Below are 22,153 nucleotides of genomic sequence, written 5' to 3' on the forward strand. Positions count from 1 at the left end.
GTTCTAAATTGTTCTTTGAAAACTAAACAATGATATGAGAAAGAAAAAAAGCTGAAGTAATTCACTAAAGGTCAAGTTATTAAGGGCAAAGGGTGGATGCCTTGGCACTAGGAGCCGAAGAAGGACGTGGTAAGCTGCGAAAAGCCACGGGGAACCGCAAGCAGGTTTTGATCCGTGGATGTCCGAATGGGGAAACCCACTTGGGGTAATGTCCAAGTATCTATTACTGAATTCATAGGTAATAGAAGGTAGACCGGGGGAACTGAAACATCTAAGTACCCCGAGGAAGAGAAAGAAAAATCGATTCCCTCAGTAGCGGCGAGCGAAAGGGGAAGAGCCCAAACCAAAGACTTAAGTTTTTGGGGTTGCGGACATCTTTATAGAGGGCGAATAAAAGTAGTTGAAGAGAGTTGGAAAACTCCACCATAGAGGGTAAAAGTCCCGTAAGCGAAACTTTGAAGGTCTTTGAGGATGATCCAGAGTACCACGGGACACGTGAAACCCTGTGGGAAGCAGGGGGGACCACCCCCAAGGCTAAATACTACCTAGTGACCGATAGCGCATAGTACCGTGAGGGAAAGGTGAAAAGAACCCCGGGAGGGGAGTGAAAAAGAACCTGAAACCTTTTGCCTACAAGCTGTGGAAGCACTTTATATGTGTGACCGCGTACTTTTTGTAGAACGGGCCAACGAGTTATGGTATGTAGCAAGGTTAAGTACTGAAGGTACGGAGCCGAAGGGAAACCGAGTCTTAATAGGGCGACAAGTTACATGCTATAGACCCGAAACCGTGCGATCTACCCATGGGCAGGATGAAGCGGAAGTAAAATTTCGTGGAGGTCCGAACCAGTTGACGTTGAAAAGTCATTGGATGACCTGTGGGTAGCGGAGAAATTCCAATCGAGCTCGGAGATAGCTGGTTCTCGCCGAAATAGCTTTAGGGCTAGCCTTGAAATGAGAGTGACGGAGGTAGAGCACTGAATGGTCTAGGGGCCTTCACCGGTTACCAAAACCTATCAAACTCCGAATGCCGTTAACTTATTTTCAGGAGTCAGACTACGAGTGATAAGATCCGTGGTCAAGAGGGAAAGAGCCCAGACCATCAGCTAAGGTCCCAAAGTATACGTTAAGTGGGAAAGGATGTGGAGTTGCACAGACAACCAGGATGTTGGCTTAGAAGCAGCCACTCATTTAAAGAGTGCGTAATAGCTCACTGGTCGAGTGATTCTGCGCCGAAAATGTCCGGGGCTCAAACGTATCACCGAAGCTATGGATGCTGACGTAATCATTAGTACTTTTATAGAAGAGAAATTAAAGGACATTAAGCCAAAACTAACCGATAGGTTAGAATAAAGTTTTGGCCAAATACCTTAAGCTCAAACGTATCTATGAAGGTAGCAATGATTACGTCAGCGTGGTAGGCGAGCATTCTATGTGGGTTGAAGCTATACCGAAAGGAGTAGTGGACTGCATAGAAGAGAGAATGTTGGCATGAGTAACGAGAGGTAGGTGAGAATCCTACCCGTCGAAAACCTAAGGTTTCCTGAGGAAGGTTCGTCCGCTCAGGGTTAGTCGGGACCTAAGCCGAGGCAGAAATGCGTAGGCGATGGACAACAGGTTGAGATTCCTGTACCACCTAGAATCGTTTGAGAGATGGGGTGACACAGAAGGATAGGTTGAGCCCACCGTTGGTTGAGTGGGTCTAAGCCAGTAGGGAGCTAAGACAGGCAAATCCGTTTTAGCATAATCCTGAGAGGTGATGGGGAGCGAAAAACAAGTAGCGAAGCAACTGATTCCACACTGTCGAGAAAAGCCTCTATTGAGAAACTAGGTGCCCGTACCGCAAACCGACACAGGTAGGTGAGGAGAGAATCCTAAGACGAGCGGGAGAACCATTGTTAAGGAACTCGGCAAAATGACCCCGTAACTTCGGGAGAAGGGGTGCCGAAGGGTGTGAAGGCTTTTGCGCTGTAAGCACACTTCGGTCGCAGAGAACAGGCCCAAGCGACTGTTTAGCAAAAACATAGGTCTCTGCAAAGTCGAAAGACGACGTATAGGGGCTGACGCCTGCCCGGTGCTGGAAGGTTAAGGGGAAGTGTTAGGGTAACCGAAGCACAGAACTTAAGCCCCAGTAAACGGCGGCCGTAACTATAACGGTCCTAAGGTAGCGAAATTCCTTGTCGGGTAAGTTCCGACCCGCACGAAAGGCGTAACGATTTGGGCGCTGTCTCAACAATGGACCCGGTGAAATTGTAATACCAGTGAAGATGCTGGTTACCTGCGACAGGACGGAAAGACCCCGTGGAGCTTTACTGCAGCTTGACATTGGATTTTGGTACTAGATGTACAGGATAGGTGGGAGACTTAGAACCTAGGACGCCAGTCTTGGGGGAGTCGACGTTGGGATACCACTCTTGTAGTACTGAAGTTCTAACCATGAACCGTAAGCCGGTTTTGGGACACTGTCAGGCGGGCAGTTTGACTGGGGCGGTCGCCTCCTAAAAAGTAACGGAGGCGCTCAAAGGTTCCCTCAGCACGGTCGGAAATCGTGCAAAGAGTGCAAAGGCATAAGGGAGCTTGATTGCGAGACCAACAAGTCGAGCAAGGACGAAAGTCGGACTTAGTGATCCGGTGGTACCGAGTGGAAGGGCCATCGCTCAACGGATAAAAGCTACCCCGGGGATAACAGGCTTATCTCCCCCAAGAGTCCACATCGACGGGGAGGTTTGGCACCTCGATGTCGGCTCATCACATCCTGGGGCTGAAGTAGGTCCCAAGGGTTGGGCTGTTCGCCCATTAAAGTGGTACGCGAGCTGGGTTCAGAACGTCGTGAGACAGTTCGGTCCCTATCCGTCGCAGGCGTAGGAAATTTGAGAGGAGCTGTCCTTAGTACGAGAGGACCGGGATGGACGTACCGCTGGTGTACCAGTTGTCTTGCCAAAGGCACCGCTGGGTAGCTATGTACGGAAGGGATAAGTGCTGAAGGCATCTAAGCACGAAGCCCCCCTCAAGATAAGATTTCCCATCCGAAAGGAGTAAGACCCCAGAAAGACTATCTGGTAGATAGGTCGGAGGTGTAAGTGCAGTAATGTATTAAGCTGACCGATACTAATAGGTCGAGGACTTGACCAATAACTCATACATTGTTTAGTTTTGAGGGAATAATACCTCAAATTAAATAAGACATAGGTCATAAGCTGATGTTAGCTTATTCCCAACGGATTTTCATTAAGAAAACCCAATGAAATTCGTCGTGAAACGCTAACTAAGTGACCAACAAAGGATGTTAGAAAGTCTCATGATTCCTTCTGATGAAAAGAAGGAAAGGAATCAATCGATTTCTAACTAAGTGACTGACACAAAATTAAAGATTTTGGTCATCTACTTAATATCGTGACAATAGCGAAGGGGTCACACCTGTTCCCATACCGAACACAGTAGTTAAGCCCTTCAGCGCTGATGGTACTTGGCGGGAAGCTGCCTGGGAGAGTAGGTCGTTGCGATATAGAAGTTCCAGAGTAGCTCAATGGTGGAGCACCCGGCTGTTAACCGGTAGGTTGGAGGTTCGAGTCCTCTCTCTGGAGCCAAAAAAAGCCGAAGTGGCGGAACTGGCAGACGCACAGGACTTAAAATCCTGCGGTCCTTCAAGATCGTACCGGTTCGATTCCGGTCTTCGGCACCAAATAACGCGGGGTAGAGCAGTTGGTAGCTCGTCGGGCTCATAACCCGGAGGCCGCAGGTTCAAGTCCTGTCCCCGCAACCATTTTGGCCCCTTGGTCAAGCGGTTAAGACACCGCCCTTTCACGGCGGTAACAGGGGTTCGATTCCCCTAGGGGTCACCAAAAAATGGGCGCATAGCTCAGCTGGGAGAGCACCTGCCTTACAAGCAGGGGGTCACAGGTTCAAGTCCTGTTGCGCCCACCATGAAAATACGCGGCCTGGTAGTTCAGTTGGTTAGAATGCCAGCCTGTCACGCTGGAGGTCGAGGGTTCGAGTCCCTTCCAGGTCGCCATAAGTAGACAACCAAAATCTTTGATTTTGTGTTGGTCACTTACTTAGCGTTTCGAAACACATTTCAATGGTTCAACTTAAGTAAAATGTGTTGCGAAAAAGCTAAGAACATTATTAATAAACTTGCTGGTGTAGCTCAATTGGCAGAGCAGCTGATTTGTAATCAGCAGGTTGCGGGTTCGAGTCCCATCACCAGCTCCAACTGGAGGGATTCCCGAGTGGCCAAAGGGGGCAGACTGTAAATCTGTTGTCGACGACTTCGAAGGTTCGAATCCTTCTCCCTCCACCATAATATATATAACACACATGCGGGTGTGGCGGAATTGGCAGACGCACTAGACTTAGGATCTAGCGGGCGACCGTGGGGGTTCAAGTCCCTCCACCCGCACCAATTAAACTATATAGAAATTATTATGCGGAAGTGGCTCAGTGGTAGAGCATCGCCTTGCCAAGGCGAGGGTCGCGGGTTCGAGTCCCGTCTTCCGCTCCATTTTTATGTATATGGTGGATGTAGTCAAGCGGTTAAGACACAGGATTGTGGCTCCTGCATGCGTGGGTTCGAATCCCATCATCCACCCCACTAGAAAATTCATACAAATGATGGGATATAGCCAAGTCGGTAAGGCAACGGACTTTGACTCCGTCATTCGCAGGTTCGAGTCCTGCTATCCCAGCCAAAACGAGATCCATTAGCTCAGTCGGTAGAGCACCTGACTTTTAATCAGGGTGTCCCGCGTTCGAGTCGCGGATGGATCACCAAAATAGGTGGCGGCATAGCCAAGTGGTAAGGCAGAGGTCTGCAAAACCTTTATTCCCCAGTTCAAATCTGGGTGTCGCCTCCAAAAAAATATGCGCTCATAGCTCAGCTGGATAGAGTGTCTGACTACGAATCAGAAGGTCGGGAGTTCGAATCTCTCTGGGCGCACCAGATGAAGCTCTGTAATCATAATGATTAGAGAGTTTTTTTATGTTTTTTGATATGCAAACTATTATCATTGTGGTAGCTTAATTTTGATAAAAGTCTCAATTTTAGACAGAAGAGAAGAAGGATTCATTTCATCTAGTGCAAAGTAGATTGCAATTAACTGCAATCTACTTTGTCTTCTGTTTGGGGTAACTTAGAGTAATGAAAAAATATTTGGAGATGATATAGTAAGATTTTTTAAATCTTCAATAAAAGCTTCAACAGCATCTTCTTTTGTAGCCCAGGAGGTTACAAGGCGGATTGAGGAGTTATCATGATCAATTTTTGACCATACGTAGAATGCATATTTTTTTTCAAGTTCTTCAATGATTCGATTCGGAAGAATTGGGAATATTTGATTTGATGGTGAGTGAATCAAAAATTTGTACCCCATGGAGCTAATTTCCTTACTGAGTAGGTTGGCCATTTTGTTGGCATGTCTCGCAAGGTTAAAATAAAGGTCGTCTTTAAAGAGTTCAAGAAATTGCATACTGAGGATTCTCCCTTTAGCCATTAGTGCCCCTTTCTGTTTTATATGGAATCTAAAATCTTCCTTTAACCTGTCTTTGCAGATCACCAACGCTTCCCCCATCAATGCTCCATTCTTTGTTCCGCCGATATAAAAAGCATCAGATAATTTGGCTAAGTCTGCGAGCTCGAGATCATTTTCATCTGAGCACAAAGCAGATCCCAGTCTTGCGCCGTCGATAAACAGGATTAGATTGTTTTCTCTACAGAAACTACTTATCTGCTCAAGCTCAGCTTTTGTATATATTGAACCCACTTCTGTTGGGTTTGATATGTAAACAAGCTTAGGTTTTACCATGTGCTCATCGGTATGGGCATCGAGGGAAGATTTTATATGGTGAGAATTAAGCTTCCCATCATTTACTTCAATAGAGATTACTTTGTGACCTGTAGCCTCGATGGCTCCTGTTTCATGTACAAGGATATGTGCTGTATTTGCTGCAATTACAGCTTCATGAGGTTTTAAAAAAGCTGAAATTGAAGTAAGATTGGTCTGGGTACCGCCTGAGAAAAAATGAATATCAATATTGCTGTATTTAATCTTGTGTTTTAAAAGTTCAATTGCTTGTATGGTGTAACGGTCTTTTCCATAACCCTCAGTTTGTTCTAGGTTAGACGCTATCAGTGCATTTAATATTCTGGGATGAGTTCCTTCGCTATAATCATTTTTAAAACTGTACATATGTTTTTCCTCCTAATAATAGTACTTTTTTTTACTAAATTACAAAGTATAGCATATTCTAAAAAAAGAGATGTAACAAAATAGAGATAAGATTTTTTTATCCTTCGGTGTATTGCTAAGATGTCCTCTTCTAGGTGAACAAACTAAGTGACGAACACCAAATCAAAGATTTGGGTTATCTACTTATACAAGTGGGGGATTAAGCACTACATCATCGAAATAAATCCAGCTATAGTTCAAGGTGTAAATACTTCTCTGAATGAAGTCTCATTTTATACTCTATGTGGAATTATATATAATAAAGGATGTTTTTTCAAGCTTTTTACCGCTCCAAGTAAGTGGTTTTCTCTCTGAACTTATGACGCAGCGGCAGGAGATTTATCGGATGCTTATAAGTATTTAAAGTATTAGAAAAAGCGGCGGTTTTATCGAAAAAAGGTTACCTAATTAATTTTAAATTTAAGGAAGGTATTATATAGTCTTATGTAGAATTTTATAAATATTCAAAAAAAGGGGGGGAGGGAAAAGCAGATGCAGATGAATCAAATACCACCAGATGTTTTAGAAGAACTAAAAAAGTATGAATATAGCTATAACAAAAATATTGCATGTACCAATTGTCAATACACAGGAATAATGGGTTTAAAAAAGAAAGTTCCTATTTGCAAACCTATAACAGTTTGGATTACTACAATGATTGGAGCCCTTATTATCATTTCTTTTTTACCTACTTTCATAGGTATTATTGTTTGTTGTGCATTCGGATTAATGCTTGGAGGAATGTCATCGTGCTTTACAAAGTTTCATGTAATCTGTCCAAAATGTAACGCTGAACAGGTGGTTAATGCTAAATAGATAGGTAATATAAAAAGCAAATATGTAAAAATAAGGGAATGGATAAAGATTATATCCATTCTTTTTCATATCTAAAGCGTACAATAATGTACCTCTTTACAGAAAAATTCAGTGAAAGTACGACTATAGGAATAAAACGCATTGATAAGTTTTTTCTACTAGATTTTACTGTCAAAAGGGTGGAGTGAATACTTTGGAAAGGGTTTTGATGTTGGATGTAGAAGATGAAAGTGACAAGTTTGATGAATGAGATCATATATTAGTATCTAAAACAAAAGGCTAGTTTTTTTAGATGAATATAAGAAATTGATCAAAGATAAGAGGGAGGTATTTTTATGAAAAAGAAGGTAATGACTCTAATTTCAATATTTATGTTATCAATAATATTAACTGCTTGTTCAGTTGATGAAGAAGTAAATAAGGAATACGTTAATGATTATATTGCTTTAAATTATCCAACGGACTGGAGTATACAGGTCAACGAGCCCGGCAATAACACAATGATTTTGCTTGGGAAAGAATTTAATTTTCAATTTATAATTGACATGCAAATAACGGAAAATGAGGATGAAACAAAAAAAGAGATTGAAAAAAGTTTGCATGAAGGATATATTAAGATAGTTGAAGAAATGGTATCAGCTGAAATAATTTCATATCAAGAGACTACCATAGACGGAGAAAAGGCAAAAGAACTAAAACTAGAAATTAAGTTGCTGGATAGTACAATTGAACAACTTTACTATACTTTAAATGAAGAATTATCTTCTTATAATGAAGTAAAAACATATTTAAGGGAATATGAAGAAGTAGAGATTTTTATTAATGAAATAAAATATAATCCTGAAAAGTTAGAAGAACTTGAAATCATATTACTTCAACTAGAGGCGGAAAACGAGGAAAGAAAACCCTCAATGATGGCAGCTAATGCTTTTATCGGTAATATTCACCATTTCATAAAAAAAGAAGAAGATATATTATTAAAGCAAAATGTCATCATGTCCTATAAAGAAAACATTAAATTAAATATATTTTTTCAAAGTGATGAAAAAGAATATGAAAATAATATAGAAACTGTTCAAAAGGTCATTGACTCTATAACGTTTATTCATTAATATTATTTATGAATTAGTTGTATTTAAACTTTTTCTACAGAAAAATGCCCACGCCGATGAATATAAAAGTATGCTTGGTGCTAGGAACTGTCTTATGGATCAGCAAATTTTTAGAGATCCAGTAAGAAAGTAGTTAAGGACAGAGGATTCTTTGAAGATTTGTTTCTCCCAAATAGGAAAATTGTTTATCCTGCTAATGAAAGAAAAGGGTGATCTTGTGGAACTATCTAGTTATGTTGGGCTAAAAGAAAAAGATATTGTATCCGTTGTAGGAGCAGGGGGAAAAACATCTCTTCTATTTCAATTAGCACAAGATATTAAAAATAATAATGGTAAAACCTTATTGACAACCACAACAAAAATTTATCTTCCACAAAAAGAAGTATATGATTTTTTATGTATAGGTGAAAATGAATTTTCTAAATATGCAAAGATAAATGAAAAAGTGGTTCATGTTTACGGGGCAGGAGTAAACGCAGAAAATAAACTACTTGGACTGAAAGAAAGACAATTAGATAAGCTAGTAATGTATTTTGATTATGTATTAATAGAAGCAGATGGCGCTAAAGAAAAGCAAATCAAAGGATGGGACAACCATGAACCTGTTGTATATGGGAGAACTACAAAAACAATAGGTGTTGTAGATATTCAAACACTTGGCATGAGAATATGTAAAAATAATGTTCATAGGAGTGAGAGGTTTTGTGAAATTACCCATTCACGAGAAGGAGAAAGTATAACACTTGAGCATTTATTTAATGTTATTATTCATCCGCAGGGGTTATTTAAGGGCGCCAAAGGTGAAAAAATATTATTTATTAATAAAGCTGAAGATGTATATTATTTAGATAAAGCAGTACAATTAAAAAATAAGATAGATAGGTGTTGTCCAAAGGCTTTAGATAGAATTATTATTGGAAGTATTAAAAATAATTTATACTATGTGTAAATGTATGGATATATGCTTCTATACGTGAATTTTAATATCCACGGTCTACGGTTTCTCCCCTGTCTAAAAATCGCAGGTAAAGACTGCAAATGTAGTCTTCGTCATATTAAAATTCATAATCGCATATCTATATAAAAGGAGTAGATGGGGTATGATGATTAGTGCTATTATAATGGCATCAGGTTACTCGAGACGAATGAAGAGGGACAAACTCTTTCTAGAGTATAAAGGAGAAACACTGATTCAACAAACAATTGATAAGGTTTTACAGTGCGATTTTTCACAGATCATTTTAGTGGCTAGAGAAAGAGAAATTTTACAACTGGGGAGAAAAAGTGGAATAAGCGTAGTGGAAAATAAAAATGCAGATAGAGGGATGAGTGAATCGATTAAGTTAGGCGTAGCCTATGCTGATGATTGTGATGGTTATATGTTTTTCACAGTAGATCAACCTTTATTAAATACCAGCATAATTCATAAGCTATTGCAATTCTTTTGGCAAGACAAAACTTATATTGTTGTTCCACATTATGAAGGAAGAAGAGGTAGCCCTGTTATATTTCCTAAAAAGTTTAAGCAAGAGCTTATGGCGTTAGAAGGGGATGTAGGTGGTAAAGTCATTATAAATAAATATTTAGATGAGGCACGTTTTGTAGAAATTGATGATGAAAAAAGCTTATTTGATGTTGATACACAGGAAGACTATGAAAAAATATTACAAGCAGGTGGCATAGGATATGATGTTTGATGAAATTGTTATTGTGCGGGGTGGTGGAGATTTAGCTACTGGTACAATCCATAAGCTCCACAGATGTGGATTTAAAGTACTGGTTTTAGAAGTATCAAAACCTACATCTATTAGAAGAAAAGTTTCATTTAGTGAAGCTATTTATGATGGTAAAATACAAATCGAGGGTATTACAGCAGTTCATGTAAATTGTTTGGATGAAATTACACAGGCATGGCATAACAAAAATATACCAGTTGTTGTAGATCCCTCGGGGATGTATATACAAATACTAAAGGTAAGGATTGTAGTTGACGCTATTCTAGCCAAAAAGAATTTAGGAACAACCAAGGCTATGGCAGATATAACAATAGCCCTTGGCCCAGGATTTACCGCAGGGTTAGATGTAGATGTGGTAATTGAAACCTCTAGAGGACATGATTTAGGTAGATTGATTTTTGAAGGAGAAGCAGAGAAAAATACTGGTACGCCAGGTGTGGTTGAAGGCTATTCACAAGAAAGGGTTATTTATTCTCCTGATGATGGAACGATAGAAAATGTAAAGGATATAGGGGAAATTGTAGAGAAGGATGACGTGATTGCTTATGTAGGGAATATGCCTATAAAAGCAGAAATTTATGGATTATTGAGAGGCATTATTAGAAATGGCAGTGAGGTAAAGGTAGGACTAAAAATAGCAGATATAGATCCTAGGATTTCAGAGAAGGCTAATTGTTATACCATTTCTGATAAATCTAGAAGTATCGCGGGTGGCGTAGTAGAAGCAATATTTTATATGAGAGAGGTAAAAAAGATATGATTTTAAATAAAATCGAGGACTGTGGTATGAAAAAAATACCGGTACAAGATGCAATTGGTTCAATTTTATGTCATGATATTACACAAATCATTCCAGGTGTTATTAAAGATAGGGCATTTAAAAAAGGACATATTATTTCAGAAGAAGATATACCTATGCTGCTTTCTTTAGGAAAAGATCATATTTATGTATGGGAGAAAAGAGAAGGTCTTTTACATGAAGACGAAGCAGCTCAGCGACTAAGAAAATTAGCTACTGGAGAAGGACTCATATTTAGTGAAGTAAAAGAAGGGAAAATTAATTTTATTGCAGAGGGTGACGGCCTTTTAAAAATCAACAGGGCATTGCTTTATAAACTCAACTTGATAGAAGAAATTATTTTGGCTACACTTCACAATAATCACCCCGTTAAGAAGGGGCAAAAAGTGGGTGGTGTAAGAATCATTCCTCTTTTAATAGAGGAAGAAAAAATAAAAAAAGCAGAAGAACTCATTGGAAAAGAAAAGATTATGAAAGTTGCCCCTTTCATACCAATAAAGGTAGGAATTATTACTACAGGAAATGAAGTTTATTACGGGAGAATCAAAGATGCTTTTGGACCTGTGATTCGAAAAAAGGTGGAAGCCTATGACTGTGAAGTACTTGGACAAATGATTGTGCCTGACGATCCAGAAAAAATAAGAAGTGGTATCGAAAGATGGATTGATGAAGGCGCTGAGATGGTCATTTGTACTGGAGGAATGTCTGTAGATCCAGATGATGTTACGCCAACAGCTATTAAGAAAGCAGGAGCAGCCATTGTAACCTATGGTGTGCCGGTACTGCCAGGGGCTATGTTTTTATTGGCATACAAAGGGAATATACCTGTCTTGGGATTGCCAGCTTGCGCTATGTATTCAAAAATAACGGTATTTGACTTAATGCTTCCTAGAATATTAATAAAGGATAAAATTACCTATGAAGATATTGTTGCATATGGTCATGGGGGATTTTGTATGGAGTGTGAAGAATGTAGATTTCCAGACTGCACTTTTGGAAAAGGTGTATAGTGCATCTTATTTCTGCTAGCACTTAGAGGCAGGAGATATTGTGTCATAATAGAAGGTTGGGGTAAATATTCAATAAAAGAGGGCATAGAACGATTGATAGGATATTGAGAAGATTAAAAAAATTCCCGAACGATAAATATTATTTTAATTAAAATGTACGAAAAGGGTTGACTAATTGTCTATGTTTGTCGTAAAATGTATTTAAAAGAAAAACATATGGTTCATATAATCGCAGAAATATGGTCTGCAAGTTTCTACGAGGCTACCGTAAATGGTCTCACTATGAGCAAAGGTGTATCTAAGAAATGATCTTAGCTATACCGTTTTAACCTACACAATAGGGAATAGTCTAGGCGTGTTAGGTTTTACTCTTTGCTCGAGTAGAACCTAACACGTTTATTTTTTTATTAAGAATCTATTGGTGGATGACAAGGGGGTCATAGTATGTTTACGGTAAAAGAATTCCTACAACCAAAAACAATTGAAGAAGCTTATAACACACTTGTAAGCAACAGGAATAATACAGTAATAGGCGGCAGCGCCTTTTTAAGAATGGGTTCAAAGAAAATTGGTACAGCAATAGATTTATCTAAGCTGGAACTAAACGTTATAAAAGATCAGGGTGACTATATTGAGATTGGAACATATACAACCTTCAGAGAACTTGAAACCAATCCATTGTTAATGAATCATTTTAATGGTACACTTTCTAAATCAGTAAGGAACATTATTGGTGTTCAATTTAGAAACATTGTTACAGTGGGTGCTTCGGTTTTTTCAAAATATGGGTTTTCAGATTTAATAACAATATTATTAGCTTTAGATACAGAGGTGGAATTATATAAAGCCGGAAGAATGTCCTTATATGATTTTTTACAAAGATCTTACGAGAAGGATATCTTAACCAGCTTATTTATAAAGAAAAATCAAAGACAGGCCTCCTACCAGGATTTAAGAAATTCCGTAAGTGATTATCCTATATTAAATGTGGCGGTTTCAAGACTTGATCATCAGTGGAGGATTGCAGTGGGGGCAAGACCACAAAAAGCTACTATTGCTAGAAGGGCTTCAGAAGAGCTTTCCAACGCTTTGAATCTTGATGATCTGGAACATTATGCAAACATGACTGCTGAAGAATTAACTTTTGGAACCAATGAGAGGGGTACAGCGAAATATCGGCAAGCAATGTGTAAGGTATTGGTTAAGAGGGGAATTATGGAGGTATTACAATGCAAATAGAGATCATCTTAAACGATAAAAGAGTAGCTTTAGATGTGAAAAGTGATGAATTCTTAGCAGATACTTTAAGAAACCATGGTATTTTTAGCATAAGAAAAGGCTGCGATACCACATGTTGTGGACTTTGTACTGTATGGATTGAAGAAAAACCTGTGTTATCTTGTGCAACACTTTCCATCAGAACCAATGGTAAAAACATCACTACGATGGAGGGACTTCAAAAGGAAGCAGAAGAATTTGCACAGGTGCTTGTGGCAGAAGGTGCAGACCAGTGTGGCTTCTGTAGTCCAGGCTTTGTTATGACGGTACTGGCAATGAAGAGGGAACTTAAAAATCCTACAGAGGAAGAAATTGTTCACTATTTAACTGGAAATTTGTGTAGATGTACAGGCTATTTGGGGCAACTTAGAGCAATAAAAAAATATTTGGAGGTGGTCTAGCATGAACTTTGTGGGTAAGAGCATACCTAAAATAGATGGAATGGCCATTGCTACAGGCAAACCTGTTTATACAGAAGATATGGTACCTCCAAATGCGTTAGTTGTAAAGCTGCTTAGAAGCCCCCATGCTTTTGCTAGAATTAAGTCTATAGACACCTCAAAAGCTGAAAATCTAGAGGGTGTAGCATGTATCCTCACCTATAAGGATGTACCTGGTGATAGATTTACTCTAGCAGGACAGTCTTACCCAGAACCGTCTCCCCATGACCGATTAATTTTAGAGGAAATAGTAAGGTACGTGGGAGATGAAGTGGCAATTATTGCAGCCGTAGATGAAGAAACAGCTAAAAAAGCGATGAAATTAATAAAGGTTGATTACGAAGTGTTTGAACCTGTTTTAGATTTTGAGAAAGCCATAGACCATCCTTCCATCGTACATCCAGAAACAGACTTGTACTGTAATTTCGATATAGGTATGCAGAAGGAAAGGAATATCGCCTCTTCCCAAAAGGTAGAGGTTGGCGATGTTGAAAAAGAACTGCAAAAATGTGATGTAGTAGTGGAAGAGACCTGCTACACACAAGCTCAAGCCCACGGTATGATGGAGACCTATCGGGCTTTTAGTTACCTTGATCATACAAACAGACTTGTGGTTGTTAGTTCAACTCAGATTCCTTTTCATGTGAGAAGACAATTATCGAAGGCTTTAAAGATGCCTGCCAGCAAAATCAGGGTAATCAAACCCAGAATAGGTGGAGGCTTTGGAGGTAAACAGACAGGGGCAGTAGAGGTCTTTGCAGCAATAGTTACACAAACTACTGGAAAGCCAGCTAAAATTATTTATGATAGAAAAGAAACTTTTATTGCAACGAATAGTCGCCATGCAATGAGGCTAAAGGTAAGGCTGGGAGCCGATCGAGAAGGTTATATTAAGGTAGTGGATATTCAGAGTTTGTCGGATACAGGGGCTTATGGGGAACATGCTTCTACCACCTTTGGGGTTGTAGGTCAGAAAACCCTCCCTCTTTATAACAAGACAAAGGCTGTTCGATTTATGGGAAACGTAGTTTATACCAATAAGATGTCAGCAGGAGCCTTTAGAGGCTATGGAGCTACCCAAGGAACCTTCGCCTTGGAAACAGCTGTCAACAAGCTGGCCGAAGCATTAAAGATGGATCCTACGGAGATTCGATTAAAGAATCTAATTAAAGAAGGTGAGACCTCCTTAGTATCTGACGGAGTAAAACTGGGGAGTTCAACCCTGCATAAATGTATAGCAAGAGGTAGGGAAATGATCGGCTGGAAGGATAAGTACCCGAGACAAAAAATTGGGGACAATAAGGTGAGAGCTTTAGGAATGGCAGTAACGATGCAGGGGTCAGGGATTGCTAATATAGATACAGCATCGGCTGAGATTCGATTAAATGATGATGGAAACTATACCCTTCTAATAGGGTCCACGGATATGGGAACAGGCAGCGATACCATATTAACTCAAATGGCTGCAGAGGTACTAGAAACATCCATAGATAAGATTATTGTAAATGCCGCAGATACGGATATCTCTCCCTATGATCCAGGCTCCTACGCTTCTAGCACGACTTACGTGACGGGGATGGCGGTTGTAAAAGCTGCTGAAGATTTAAAAAAGCAGATTATCGAAAGTGGAGCAGGGATATTAGAGGTTTCGACAGATAAAGTGGAGTTTGACGGACAAAAAATAGTGACATTTGATGGAGATAAAGAAGTCAGTTTAGAAAAAATTGCAGAACTTCAGGTTTTAGGTTTTGGCGGTAAGCGGCAGCTGGTGGGTAATGCAACCTACGGCAGCTCAGTATCTCCCCCACCCTTCGTAGCTGGATTTGCAGAGGTGGAAGTTGACAAAGAAACAGGTAAGGTCAAATTAATAGATTATGTAGCTGTCATCGACTGTGGTACAGTAATTAATCCGAATCTAGCAACAATGCAGGCTGAAGGTGGACTTGTTCAAGGGATTGGCTTAGCGATGTATGAAGACGTAAGGTATGACGAAAATGGTAGAATGACGACAAACAGCTTTATGCAATATAAAATTCCAACCAGAAAAGATATTGGAAATATCCGGATAGCCTTTGAAGAAAGCTTTGAACCAACAGGACCCTTTGGTGCAAAATCAATAGGCGAGGTTGTTATCAATACACCAGCACCGGCAATTATTGATGCGGTTTATAACGCAGTAGGGGTGAGGTTAACGAATCTTCCAATAACGCCTGAAAAAGTATTTTTAGCAATGGAGGAAAATTAAATTTATATAGTATTAAAACGATAACTAGAAAATGGAGGCAACTAAAATGTTAAATAGTAAGGATAACAATCCAAATCTTGATGCAAAGTATGATGTAGACGGTAAGCCACCTTTAAAAGAAGCGATTCCTCTTGGCTTACAACACGTATTGGCTATGTTTGCTGGTAATGTTACTGTGCCATTAATCATAGCAGGTGCTCTTGGGTTAACAATGGGGGAAAGAACCTTCTTAATTCAGTGTGCCATGCTGGTAGCAGGGATTACTACCCTTATTCAGGCGAATCGTATCGGCCCGGTAGGTGCTAATCTACCGATTGTTATGGGCACCAGCTTTGGCTTTGTTCCCACTTCTATAGCAATTGGCAATCAGTTTGGTTTATCAGGCATATTAGGTGCCGCTTTTGTGGGTGGATTTTTCGAAGCGATCTTAGGTTTTTTTCTAAAGCCTTTACGTAAGTATTTTCCACCGATTGTTACTGGTACTGTATTGCTTACGATTGGTTTATCGTTATTACCTACAGGAATTAACTATTTTGCTGGTGGCGTTGGAGCGCCAGACTTTGGTTCTTTGCAAAATTTAGCACTAGGAAGTTTAGTATTGGTGACAATTATATTCTTTAACCAATATTTTAAAGGAATTTTGAGAATGGCAGCCATTTTAATAGGTATCATAGTAGGTTATGTAGCCGCTATTTTCATGGGTAAAGTTGACTTTGCTTCTGTGGCTGAGGCTGCTTGGTTTTCTATTCCAACACCTATGGCTTATGGAATGACCTTTCACGGATCAGCGATTATCGCAATGCTTATTTTATATGTAGTAACAACGGTTGAAACAGTAGGTGATATTTCAGGTATTACAGTTGGCGGTGCTGGAAGAGAAGCTACAGACCAGGAGCTTTCAGGTGGGGTGATTGCTGATGGATTAGCCAGTAGTTTTGCAGCTCTCTTTAATGCATTTCCTAATACTTCTTTTAGTCAGAATGTTGGTATTGTATCCTTAACTGGAATTATGAGCAGATATGTAGTTAGTGTAGGTGCTATTTTCTTAATTTTGGCAGGGTTAGTTCCTAAATTAGGCGCTATACTTGCGGTGATGCCTCAAAGTGTTTTAGGAGGAGCAGCTGTTGTAATGTTTGCTATGATTGCAACCTCTGGAATTGTACTGGTGGCAAAAGATGATTTAAGTCAGAGAAATTTATTAATTGTTGCTGTTGCTTTAGGTTTGGGTTTGGGGTTAGGATCAGTTCCTGAAGCATTACAACATTTTCCAGAATCAGTAAGTCTTATTTTCTCAGGTTCTGGTATGGTGGTTTCTTGTATCATAGCTTTAGTTTTAAATATTATTCTGCCTAAAGAGAAGCAGAGCGCTGTTCAAAAGGCTGCTGCTAAAAATGGCAGAGTAATTACAAAGAGTGAAGCAACCAGTGCATAAATAGATAACCCAAATCTTTGATTTGGTGTTCGTCACTTAGTTCGTTCGCCTAGAAGTGGGCGTCTTAGTAATACACAGAAGGATAAAAAAACTAGCAAAGGAGCCCTGAATTCAGGACTCCTTTGCTAGTGTCAAACCTATTTTACTTTTGCTGTTTTAGAATATGCCTTAATATAAGTAAGCCTTGCATCATTCTAGGAAATCCACATGTGGGCGCCACCAAGAGTATAGCGTGTTCTATCTCTTCCTTAGTGCAGCCAGCTTTTAAAGCTTTAAGAATATGGGTTCTTAAAGCATATTCATATTGAGAGTTAGTAGACAGAGCTACTTTAATAAGCCAACGCGTTTTTTCATCTAAAGGACCACCCTCTACATGAATTAGTTTTCCAAACCTTTCATAAGCAGCATAGATTTCACCATGATTTTCAGTGAAGTATTTAAGATTCTTTTCAATAATGTCTAGGTTATCAAAATAATCATTCATCATATCTCCGCCTTATATTTTAATAGGATTGGTTATATTTTGTCCCAAAAGTTTCCTTAGTAAACCATACAGTTAGAATTTTAAGTATTTAGCAAAGAAGGCATTTCAATAAGTAAGGAAAGGGAACAAGGAAGACCTAAGGTGGAAATAAACTAGGAGTTTGAATCAGAGCTTGTCTTTAGTAAAAAAATGGAGGGACGATTGTTCCAAAAACTACAAAGCTAGTAGGTATTATCTAGGACTACTTTTATGGGCGGTTTAAGAAATATGAGAATAAGTGAACACCTTTTTTTCTAATAGAACACCTATACTAATTCCTATCGTATATGAAAGTAAGTCAGTCCATAAAAAACCAAAGCCTAAAACTAATCCACCAATTTTTGTATGTCTTATAGCATTGATCCATGTTGCTTGGTACAATTGACTAAACTCCACTAAAAAGGCAATAGAAACGGCAGTCACTGCCACCCAGTAGGTATTTTTTTCTTTAAACACAAGCCCAACAATAAAGAAAAGCATAAGGGCCCATAAAACATCGCCTACATAAAGATGTATCCATTTTGGCCCAAAACCTGACCTTGAACCTAAGCCCAAAATAATTACTAGTACAATTAAAATTAAATATATACACCTATTACGTTTCATAGCCGTTGTTAAACTCTCCTTTCTAGAGCTATGAATAAACCTATTTAAAAAGCTATTCATATAAATATAATTTGAGATCTTTATTAATTCCACATAAAAATATCTTTTCCTTTTAAACAATTTTAATAAAGAAACATATTAAGTGCACCTCCATATATAAAGTCATTCAAAATCATTTCTAAATATGCTTAATAGACATGCTGCATCTAATTATTTCCTTGGAAATGCTGTATAGTATCATGACGAAGCTGATGTTATGTAGATATGTCTCAAATAGAATTCAGTGAACTCGTTTCAACAAGCTGAAACATGGGGGAATCAGGTGGAGAGTCTACTTCATCTGATTTAAAAATCCCACCCACGCTAACGCTCAGAGGTGGGGTCTTTACTCTAAAAACAAAATCAAGATAAAACTGTTTGGAGGTGTGAAAAAATTTTGGATGTGTTATTACTTAGAAGAAAATAAATAAATAAACTGGCTTAGCACCATGAGGGTAGTTTTAACTAGAAAAGTTAAAAGGGATTTACACCCTGTGCATAGAATACTATAACTGTAGGCAATACATGATTACTTCTAACACCATTGTTTTTGTTTTGTGTTAAAAACGAATACAAAGCAAATGCTTTATACCAACTTTTTTTTCTGTTTTTGAGGGTGATGCTGATAAATTATGTATTTTGGCATAGATAGGGGGGATACAACTAAATTTGTTGAGGTAAGTGTTTTTATAATAGTAGACTTATAGGAAAAAGGAGTGTTTAATAGATGTTTTTACCAAGAATGTTTTTAACAAAACTATTTATTTTGTTGCTGATTCTTTTTATTGTTTTTCACCTAATTGAAAAAGCACTGAGGAAATTCTTTGGTATAGGGAAGCGAAATGGTATATTGTATAAATATGTAAATAAGTTTCATAAAATAGGAGAAAGAAGCATCATGCTTGTTTTCTTTATTAGCTTTACTTTTGTATCTTTCGCATTGCCCACCTTACATTCTATTCAACCTACAAACATAATGGTCATTTACTTTGGGACTTTATTTAGTTTTCGAACATTCATAGAATGGAAATATGCTAGGAAGTCCAAAGAATATATTATAAGTGGTGCAGCTACAGTTATGTATATTGTATCAATTTTGATATTTAACAAATTTAACATTCCTATAGTTAATTTTTTACGCAGTTAATGTAGATAAGAGAATATTTTTAAAACGATTAAAATTCACATAGACTGAAGAAGATAAAAAACATTATTATGGAGGCTAATCGAGATGTTGACAAAAAAGCAGCGTAGTTTGATACTAATTTTTTCAATGGTTTTTATGTTATTGGTTGGATGTGGTGGAATAGACGAAGGGAACAACCTACAAGAGACAATACAGTCACAAACGACTCAGGAAATTGCTGTTTTTCAGAGGGAAGATGGTAAGAATTTAGAAGTGCATTTTATTGATGTAGGCCAGGGAAATGCTACTTTTATAGTAGGACCAGAAGGTCAGACGATGCTTTATGACGCTGGAGGTGATGGAGATGTAGGGAGTATTATTGTTGATTACATAAAGGGTCTAGGTTATGAGAAAATTAATGTAGCCGTATTTACTCATCCCCATGCAGATCACATCAATGGGGCACCTACTGTTTTTAGAGAATTAGAAGTAGGGGCAGTATATTATCCTAAAGTAACCCATACCACAAAAACTTTTGAGAACTTTGTAGAGGCAGTTGAGGAAGCCGGATTGAAGTTTAAAACAGCTAAGGCAGGGGTGGAGATTCCCTTCGGGAATGTTGATGCAGTACTGGTGGCCCCTGCATCGGATACCTATGAGAACCTTAATGATTACAGTGCCGTTGTTAAGATAACATGGGGTAATACTTCTTTGCTGTTAACAGGAGATGTGGAAAGAATTTCAGAAGAAGAGATGGTGGTGAGTAAAGAGGATTTAAAGGTAGATGTATTATTAATTCCCCATCATGGATCCAATTCCTCCAGCACGCAGGAGTTTCTGGATAAGACTAGTCCTCAGTATGGGATTATTTCTTCAGGAAAGGAAAATAAGTATGGCCATCCCCATAAGGAATTATTAGAGAGGCTTGAAGAAAACAACATAGCTTTTTATAATACTGCAGAAACTGGAACAATTGTTGTGATTTTAGATGGTGAGGAAGTAGGGATTTATCTAGCAGATGGTACGCCAATAGGGGGCATATTGGCAGAAAAAAAGGTGGATCATAAAGAGAAAAAAGTAGACGAGGAAGAAGTTGTAGCAGACAATCTTCAGGAGACGATAGAAAACTTGGAGGTGAAGGCTTCTATAGATAATGCAACACCAAGTCAAAACACCACAGTAACTGTGACAGTGGAGGTGACATCCAAGGGCCAGCCGGTATCTGGAACAGAGGTAAAATTATTGAACTATTTTAAATCTACCGCTACCCCTTATGAAGGAGTAACAGATGAACAAGGCATAGCTGAAATATCCTATAGTATTGGCAGAGCCAGCATTGGTTATGAGGTAAAGGTAGAGGTCACCGCAAAGAAGGATGCTATAGAAGCTACGACAGAAACCTCATTTACACCACAATAGAGGAGGAGAAGCATATGATGATATTGGATCGTTTTGAGGGAGACTATGGGGTAATTGAAATGGATGGAAAAATGGTGGAGGTAAAAAAAGAGTTGATAGATTCAAAAGTAAAAGAAGGGGATGTTTTGCTTATAAAAGAAGGAATTTACTATAGGTATGATGAAGCCACTAAGAAGAGGAAAAAGGAGATAGGGGATAGGTTTCGGGATATGTGGGAGGATTAAACTATTTTTAAAAACTATGTAAATGTATACAAAATTTATAAATGCACTTGCAGGAGATTTTATTGATTTTTATAAAAGATGACCGAAAACCTCCGTTGTTTATCTCGGAGGATGAAAGGGCATAAAATCAAGGTGATTCGATGCCACCTTGATTTTATACTACACGAACTTCTGATTCTGAATATACTCTTGAATTATTTCAGCACTTACAGTTCCAGCAGTACCGATATAATATCCCCTGCTCCATAATCCACTACCCCATAACAATAACATATCACCTTAAAGCATTTTGACAACTGGTATTCTAGTTGGTCTTTAAAAATATTGTGTCGATACTTGAGACAGAAAATGATAGGGTAATTGATATTCTATTTACTGTGACTTGTCGTCTTGGTTTTTGTGTTTTTCAATGATATACTTCATACCTTCTTCGATTAAGTCATTAGCATTTGTTTTTAATTTGATAGCCAATATTTTAATTTCAGTATATAAATCTTCGTCTATTGTGGTATTAATATTTTTTCTTGCCACTTTTAACACCTCCTACAAGCTAATTTTAACACATAGCTGACTATGTATCGATAACATGTTAAAATAAACACATAGATAACAATGTTAAGGAGGTGAGAAAATGATTAATTCTTTAAGAAGATATAGAAATAACTATGTTAATGATTATCTTCATAAAACAAGTAAAAATATTATTGATAAAGCAATAGAACATAAAGTAAAGAAAATAGTTATAGGTAAAATTAAAGGCATTAAGCAAGATATGAATTACAATAAGTCCTTTGTTCAAATACCTATACAAAGACTTACTGAATTAATAAAATACAAGGCTGAACTACAAGGCATTGAAGTTAAATTTAAAGAAGAAAGCTATACAAGTGGTTGTAGTGCCTTCGATTTAGAGTCAATAGATAAAAACCACTATAATAAGAGGCGCAGAGTAGTTAGAGGGTTATTCAAATCAAGCTTTGGCTTAGTCAATAGTGATGTGAATGGCTCGTTAAATATATTAAGAAAAGAAGAAAAATGTATTCCTGAAATAGTGCAAGCTATGAGGGATAAAGGGAGTGCGTCCTCCCCGTTGAGAGTAAGGGTTGCCTGTTGAGGTGGAAACTT

Annotated in this window: 19 protein-coding genes, 15 tRNA genes, 2 rRNA genes, 1 pseudogene and 1 riboswitch; of the genes and pseudogenes, 31 read left to right on the forward strand and 6 right to left on the reverse strand. The window is 38.4% G+C overall.

Annotated features, from left to right (window positions below):
- The first annotated feature begins 69 nt into the window (after nucleotides 1-69).
- The 17 genes from BJL90_RS11675 (at nucleotide 70) to BJL90_RS11755 (ending at nucleotide 4,938) form a co-directional block, all read left to right on the forward strand.
- Nucleotides 70-3,131, forward strand: a 23S ribosomal RNA gene (locus BJL90_RS11675).
- Nucleotides 3,132-3,388: 257 nt separating this feature from the next.
- Nucleotides 3,389-3,505 (forward strand): 5S ribosomal RNA (gene rrf / locus BJL90_RS11680).
- 6 nt (nucleotides 3,506-3,511) lie between these two features.
- Nucleotides 3,512-3,586, forward strand: a tRNA-Asn gene (locus tag BJL90_RS11685).
- 6 nt (nucleotides 3,587-3,592) lie between these two features.
- Nucleotides 3,593-3,681: transfer RNA gene (locus BJL90_RS11690), tRNA-Leu, on the forward strand.
- Nucleotides 3,682-3,686: 5 nt separating this feature from the next.
- A tRNA-Met gene (locus tag BJL90_RS11695) sits at nucleotides 3,687-3,762 on the forward strand.
- 4 nt (nucleotides 3,763-3,766) lie between these two features.
- Nucleotides 3,767-3,841, forward strand: a tRNA-Glu gene (locus tag BJL90_RS11700).
- 6 nt (nucleotides 3,842-3,847) lie between these two features.
- Nucleotides 3,848-3,923, forward strand: a tRNA-Val gene (locus tag BJL90_RS11705).
- Nucleotides 3,924-3,934: 11 nt separating this feature from the next.
- Nucleotides 3,935-4,011 (forward strand) — tRNA-Asp (locus tag BJL90_RS11710).
- A 124-nt stretch (nucleotides 4,012-4,135) separates the two neighbouring features.
- Nucleotides 4,136-4,211, forward strand: a tRNA-Thr gene (locus BJL90_RS11715).
- Nucleotides 4,212-4,214: 3 nt separating this feature from the next.
- Nucleotides 4,215-4,299: transfer RNA gene (locus BJL90_RS11720), tRNA-Tyr, on the forward strand.
- A 19-nt stretch (nucleotides 4,300-4,318) separates the two neighbouring features.
- A tRNA-Leu gene (locus tag BJL90_RS11725) sits at nucleotides 4,319-4,401 on the forward strand.
- Between the two features lie 24 nt (nucleotides 4,402-4,425).
- Nucleotides 4,426-4,500 (forward strand) — tRNA-Gly (locus BJL90_RS11730).
- Nucleotides 4,501-4,514: 14 nt separating this feature from the next.
- A tRNA-His gene (locus BJL90_RS11735) sits at nucleotides 4,515-4,590 on the forward strand.
- A gap of 21 nt (nucleotides 4,591-4,611) precedes the next feature.
- Nucleotides 4,612-4,687: transfer RNA gene (locus tag BJL90_RS11740), tRNA-Gln, on the forward strand.
- A gap of 6 nt (nucleotides 4,688-4,693) precedes the next feature.
- Nucleotides 4,694-4,769: transfer RNA gene (locus BJL90_RS11745), tRNA-Lys, on the forward strand.
- 8 nt (nucleotides 4,770-4,777) lie between these two features.
- Nucleotides 4,778-4,852 (forward strand) — tRNA-Cys (locus BJL90_RS11750).
- Between the two features lie 9 nt (nucleotides 4,853-4,861).
- Nucleotides 4,862-4,938 (forward strand) — tRNA-Arg (locus BJL90_RS11755).
- 190 nt (nucleotides 4,939-5,128) lie between these two features.
- Here the strand turns inward: BJL90_RS11755 and BJL90_RS11760 are convergent.
- A complete protein-coding gene (locus BJL90_RS11760) occupies nucleotides 5,129-6,184 on the reverse strand; it encodes a threonine aldolase family protein (RefSeq protein WP_070968093.1) in 1,056 nt (351 codons plus the stop codon).
- 531 nt (nucleotides 6,185-6,715) lie between these two features.
- On the opposite strand from BJL90_RS11760, the gene BJL90_RS11765 reads away from it, so the two are divergent.
- The 10 genes from BJL90_RS11765 (at nucleotide 6,716) to BJL90_RS11810 (ending at nucleotide 17,091) form a co-directional block, all read left to right on the forward strand.
- Nucleotides 6,716-7,039 (forward strand): hypothetical protein, encoded by a 324-nt coding sequence (locus tag BJL90_RS11765; RefSeq protein WP_070968096.1) that lies wholly within the window; start codon nucleotides 6,716-6,718, stop codon nucleotides 7,037-7,039.
- Between the two features lie 335 nt (nucleotides 7,040-7,374).
- Entirely contained in the window at nucleotides 7,375-8,151 is a 777-nt protein-coding gene (locus tag BJL90_RS11770) for a hypothetical protein (protein ID WP_070968098.1), read from the forward strand.
- 196 nt (nucleotides 8,152-8,347) lie between these two features.
- Entirely contained in the window at nucleotides 8,348-9,100 is a 753-nt protein-coding gene (yqeC, locus tag BJL90_RS11775) for a selenium cofactor biosynthesis protein YqeC (RefSeq protein ID WP_070968100.1), read from the forward strand.
- Between the two features lie 151 nt (nucleotides 9,101-9,251).
- A complete protein-coding gene (gene mocA / locus BJL90_RS11780; protein WP_236904903.1) occupies nucleotides 9,252-9,848 on the forward strand; it encodes a molybdenum cofactor cytidylyltransferase in 597 nt (198 codons plus the stop codon).
- Entirely contained in the window at nucleotides 9,838-10,647 is an 810-nt protein-coding gene (gene yqeB, locus BJL90_RS11785) for a selenium-dependent molybdenum cofactor biosynthesis protein YqeB (protein ID WP_070968103.1), read from the forward strand. The genes mocA and yqeB overlap by 11 nt, the downstream gene beginning before the upstream one ends.
- A gap of 26 nt (nucleotides 10,648-10,673) precedes the next feature.
- On the forward strand, nucleotides 10,674-11,696 hold the full coding sequence (locus BJL90_RS11790; protein ID WP_070973185.1) for a molybdopterin-binding protein: 1,023 nt from the start codon (nucleotides 10,674-10,676) through the stop codon (nucleotides 11,694-11,696).
- Nucleotides 11,697-11,897: 201 nt separating this feature from the next.
- Nucleotides 11,898-11,999, forward strand: a riboswitch (purine riboswitch).
- Nucleotides 12,000-12,140: 141 nt separating this feature from the next.
- The gene (locus BJL90_RS11795; protein ID WP_070968106.1) at nucleotides 12,141-12,935 is read left to right on the forward strand and encodes an FAD binding domain-containing protein; all 795 of its coding nucleotides are present in this window, start codon (nucleotides 12,141-12,143) and stop codon (nucleotides 12,933-12,935) included.
- Entirely contained in the window at nucleotides 12,926-13,375 is a 450-nt protein-coding gene (locus BJL90_RS11800) for a (2Fe-2S)-binding protein (RefSeq protein ID WP_070968109.1), read from the forward strand. Before BJL90_RS11795 ends, BJL90_RS11800 begins: the two co-directional genes overlap by 10 nt.
- A gap of 1 nt (nucleotide 13,376) precedes the next feature.
- Nucleotides 13,377-15,659 (forward strand): xanthine dehydrogenase family protein molybdopterin-binding subunit, encoded by a 2,283-nt coding sequence (locus tag BJL90_RS11805; RefSeq protein ID WP_070968111.1) that lies wholly within the window; start codon nucleotides 13,377-13,379, stop codon nucleotides 15,657-15,659.
- A 46-nt stretch (nucleotides 15,660-15,705) separates the two neighbouring features.
- Nucleotides 15,706-17,091 carry a uracil-xanthine permease family protein gene (locus BJL90_RS11810; RefSeq protein WP_070968114.1) on the forward strand — a complete coding sequence of 462 codons (1,386 nt, stop codon included), beginning with the start codon at nucleotides 15,706-15,708 and terminating at the stop codon, nucleotides 17,089-17,091.
- 142 nt (nucleotides 17,092-17,233) lie between these two features.
- On the opposite strand, the gene BJL90_RS11815 is transcribed toward BJL90_RS11810, so the two are convergent.
- Together BJL90_RS11815 and BJL90_RS11820 are read right to left on the reverse strand one after the other, a co-directional pair.
- Nucleotides 17,234-17,575 (reverse strand): carboxymuconolactone decarboxylase family protein, encoded by a 342-nt coding sequence (locus tag BJL90_RS11815; RefSeq protein WP_070968117.1) that lies wholly within the window; start codon nucleotides 17,573-17,575, stop codon nucleotides 17,234-17,236.
- A 258-nt stretch (nucleotides 17,576-17,833) separates the two neighbouring features.
- Nucleotides 17,834-18,280, reverse strand: a complete 447-nt coding sequence (locus BJL90_RS11820) for a ribosomal maturation YjgA family protein (protein ID WP_236904904.1) — start codon at nucleotides 18,278-18,280, stop codon at nucleotides 17,834-17,836.
- A 721-nt stretch (nucleotides 18,281-19,001) separates the two neighbouring features.
- Here BJL90_RS11820 and BJL90_RS23280 point away from each other — a divergent pair.
- From BJL90_RS23280 to BJL90_RS11835, 3 genes are all read left to right on the forward strand, one after another.
- A complete protein-coding gene (locus BJL90_RS23280; RefSeq protein WP_418219430.1) occupies nucleotides 19,002-19,406 on the forward strand; it encodes a DUF4181 domain-containing protein in 405 nt (134 codons plus the stop codon).
- 84 nt (nucleotides 19,407-19,490) lie between these two features.
- Nucleotides 19,491-20,804, forward strand: a complete 1,314-nt coding sequence (locus BJL90_RS11830; RefSeq protein WP_070968121.1) for a ComEC/Rec2 family competence protein — start codon at nucleotides 19,491-19,493, stop codon at nucleotides 20,802-20,804.
- A 14-nt stretch (nucleotides 20,805-20,818) separates the two neighbouring features.
- Nucleotides 20,819-21,028, forward strand: coding sequence for a DUF3006 domain-containing protein (locus BJL90_RS11835; protein WP_070968123.1), 210 nt, complete (start codon nucleotides 20,819-20,821; stop codon nucleotides 21,026-21,028).
- A gap of 159 nt (nucleotides 21,029-21,187) precedes the next feature.
- On the opposite strand, the gene BJL90_RS22775 is transcribed toward BJL90_RS11835, so the two are convergent.
- The 3 genes and pseudogenes from BJL90_RS22775 to BJL90_RS22390 all read right to left on the reverse strand — a co-directional run bounded on the left by BJL90_RS22775 (nucleotide 21,188) and on the right by BJL90_RS22390 (nucleotide 21,559).
- A complete protein-coding gene (locus BJL90_RS22775; protein WP_236904905.1) occupies nucleotides 21,188-21,295 on the reverse strand; it encodes a transposase in 108 nt (35 codons plus the stop codon).
- Nucleotides 21,296-21,336: 41 nt separating this feature from the next.
- A pseudogene (locus BJL90_RS23285) lies at nucleotides 21,337-21,393 on the reverse strand (hypothetical protein); the annotation flags it as partial.
- Between the two features lie 7 nt (nucleotides 21,394-21,400).
- Entirely contained in the window at nucleotides 21,401-21,559 is a 159-nt protein-coding gene (locus tag BJL90_RS22390; RefSeq protein ID WP_169824211.1) for a hypothetical protein, read from the reverse strand.
- A gap of 100 nt (nucleotides 21,560-21,659) precedes the next feature.
- Here BJL90_RS22390 and BJL90_RS11840 point away from each other — a divergent pair, with 100 nt between their 5' ends.
- A complete protein-coding gene (locus BJL90_RS11840; RefSeq protein ID WP_236904906.1) occupies nucleotides 21,660-22,142 on the forward strand; it encodes an IS200/IS605 family accessory protein TnpB-related protein in 483 nt (160 codons plus the stop codon).
- Nucleotides 22,143-22,153 lie beyond the last annotated feature (11 nt).

Origin of the sequence: Clostridium formicaceticum (genome assembly GCF_001854185.1) — a bacterium.
GTDB classification, from domain to species: domain Bacteria; phylum Bacillota; class Clostridia; order Peptostreptococcales; family Natronincolaceae; genus Andreesenella; species Andreesenella formicacetica.

Excerpts from the sequence above, each read along its gene's own strand:
- BJL90_RS11760 (WP_070968093.1), bottom strand. The coding sequence starts at position 6,184 with ATGTACAGTTTTAAAAATGATTATAGCGAAGGAACTCATCCCAGAATA.
- BJL90_RS11765 (WP_070968096.1), top strand. The coding sequence starts at position 6,716 with ATGCAGATGAATCAAATACCACCAGATGTTTTAGAAGAACTAAAAAAG.
- BJL90_RS11770 (WP_070968098.1), top strand. The coding sequence starts at position 7,375 with ATGAAAAAGAAGGTAATGACTCTAATTTCAATATTTATGTTATCAATA.
- yqeC (WP_070968100.1), top strand. The coding sequence starts at position 8,348 with ATGAAAGAAAAGGGTGATCTTGTGGAACTATCTAGTTATGTTGGGCTA.
- mocA (WP_236904903.1), top strand. The coding sequence starts at position 9,252 with ATGATGATTAGTGCTATTATAATGGCATCAGGTTACTCGAGACGAATG.
- yqeB (WP_070968103.1), top strand. The coding sequence starts at position 9,838 with ATGATGTTTGATGAAATTGTTATTGTGCGGGGTGGTGGAGATTTAGCT.
- BJL90_RS11790 (WP_070973185.1), top strand. The coding sequence starts at position 10,674 with ATGAAAAAAATACCGGTACAAGATGCAATTGGTTCAATTTTATGTCAT.
- BJL90_RS11795 (WP_070968106.1), top strand. The coding sequence starts at position 12,141 with ATGTTTACGGTAAAAGAATTCCTACAACCAAAAACAATTGAAGAAGCT.
- BJL90_RS11800 (WP_070968109.1), top strand. The coding sequence starts at position 12,926 with ATGCAAATAGAGATCATCTTAAACGATAAAAGAGTAGCTTTAGATGTG.
- BJL90_RS11805 (WP_070968111.1), top strand. The coding sequence starts at position 13,377 with ATGAACTTTGTGGGTAAGAGCATACCTAAAATAGATGGAATGGCCATT.
- BJL90_RS11810 (WP_070968114.1), top strand. The coding sequence starts at position 15,706 with ATGTTAAATAGTAAGGATAACAATCCAAATCTTGATGCAAAGTATGAT.
- BJL90_RS11815 (WP_070968117.1), bottom strand. The coding sequence starts at position 17,575 with ATGAATGATTATTTTGATAACCTAGACATTATTGAAAAGAATCTTAAA.
- BJL90_RS11820 (WP_236904904.1), bottom strand. The coding sequence starts at position 18,280 with ATGAATAGCTTTTTAAATAGGTTTATTCATAGCTCTAGAAAGGAGAGT.
- BJL90_RS23280 (WP_418219430.1), top strand. The coding sequence starts at position 19,002 with ATGTTTTTAACAAAACTATTTATTTTGTTGCTGATTCTTTTTATTGTT.
- BJL90_RS11830 (WP_070968121.1), top strand. The coding sequence starts at position 19,491 with ATGTTGACAAAAAAGCAGCGTAGTTTGATACTAATTTTTTCAATGGTT.
- BJL90_RS11835 (WP_070968123.1), top strand. The coding sequence starts at position 20,819 with ATGATGATATTGGATCGTTTTGAGGGAGACTATGGGGTAATTGAAATG.
- BJL90_RS11840 (WP_236904906.1), top strand. The coding sequence starts at position 21,660 with ATGATTAATTCTTTAAGAAGATATAGAAATAACTATGTTAATGATTAT.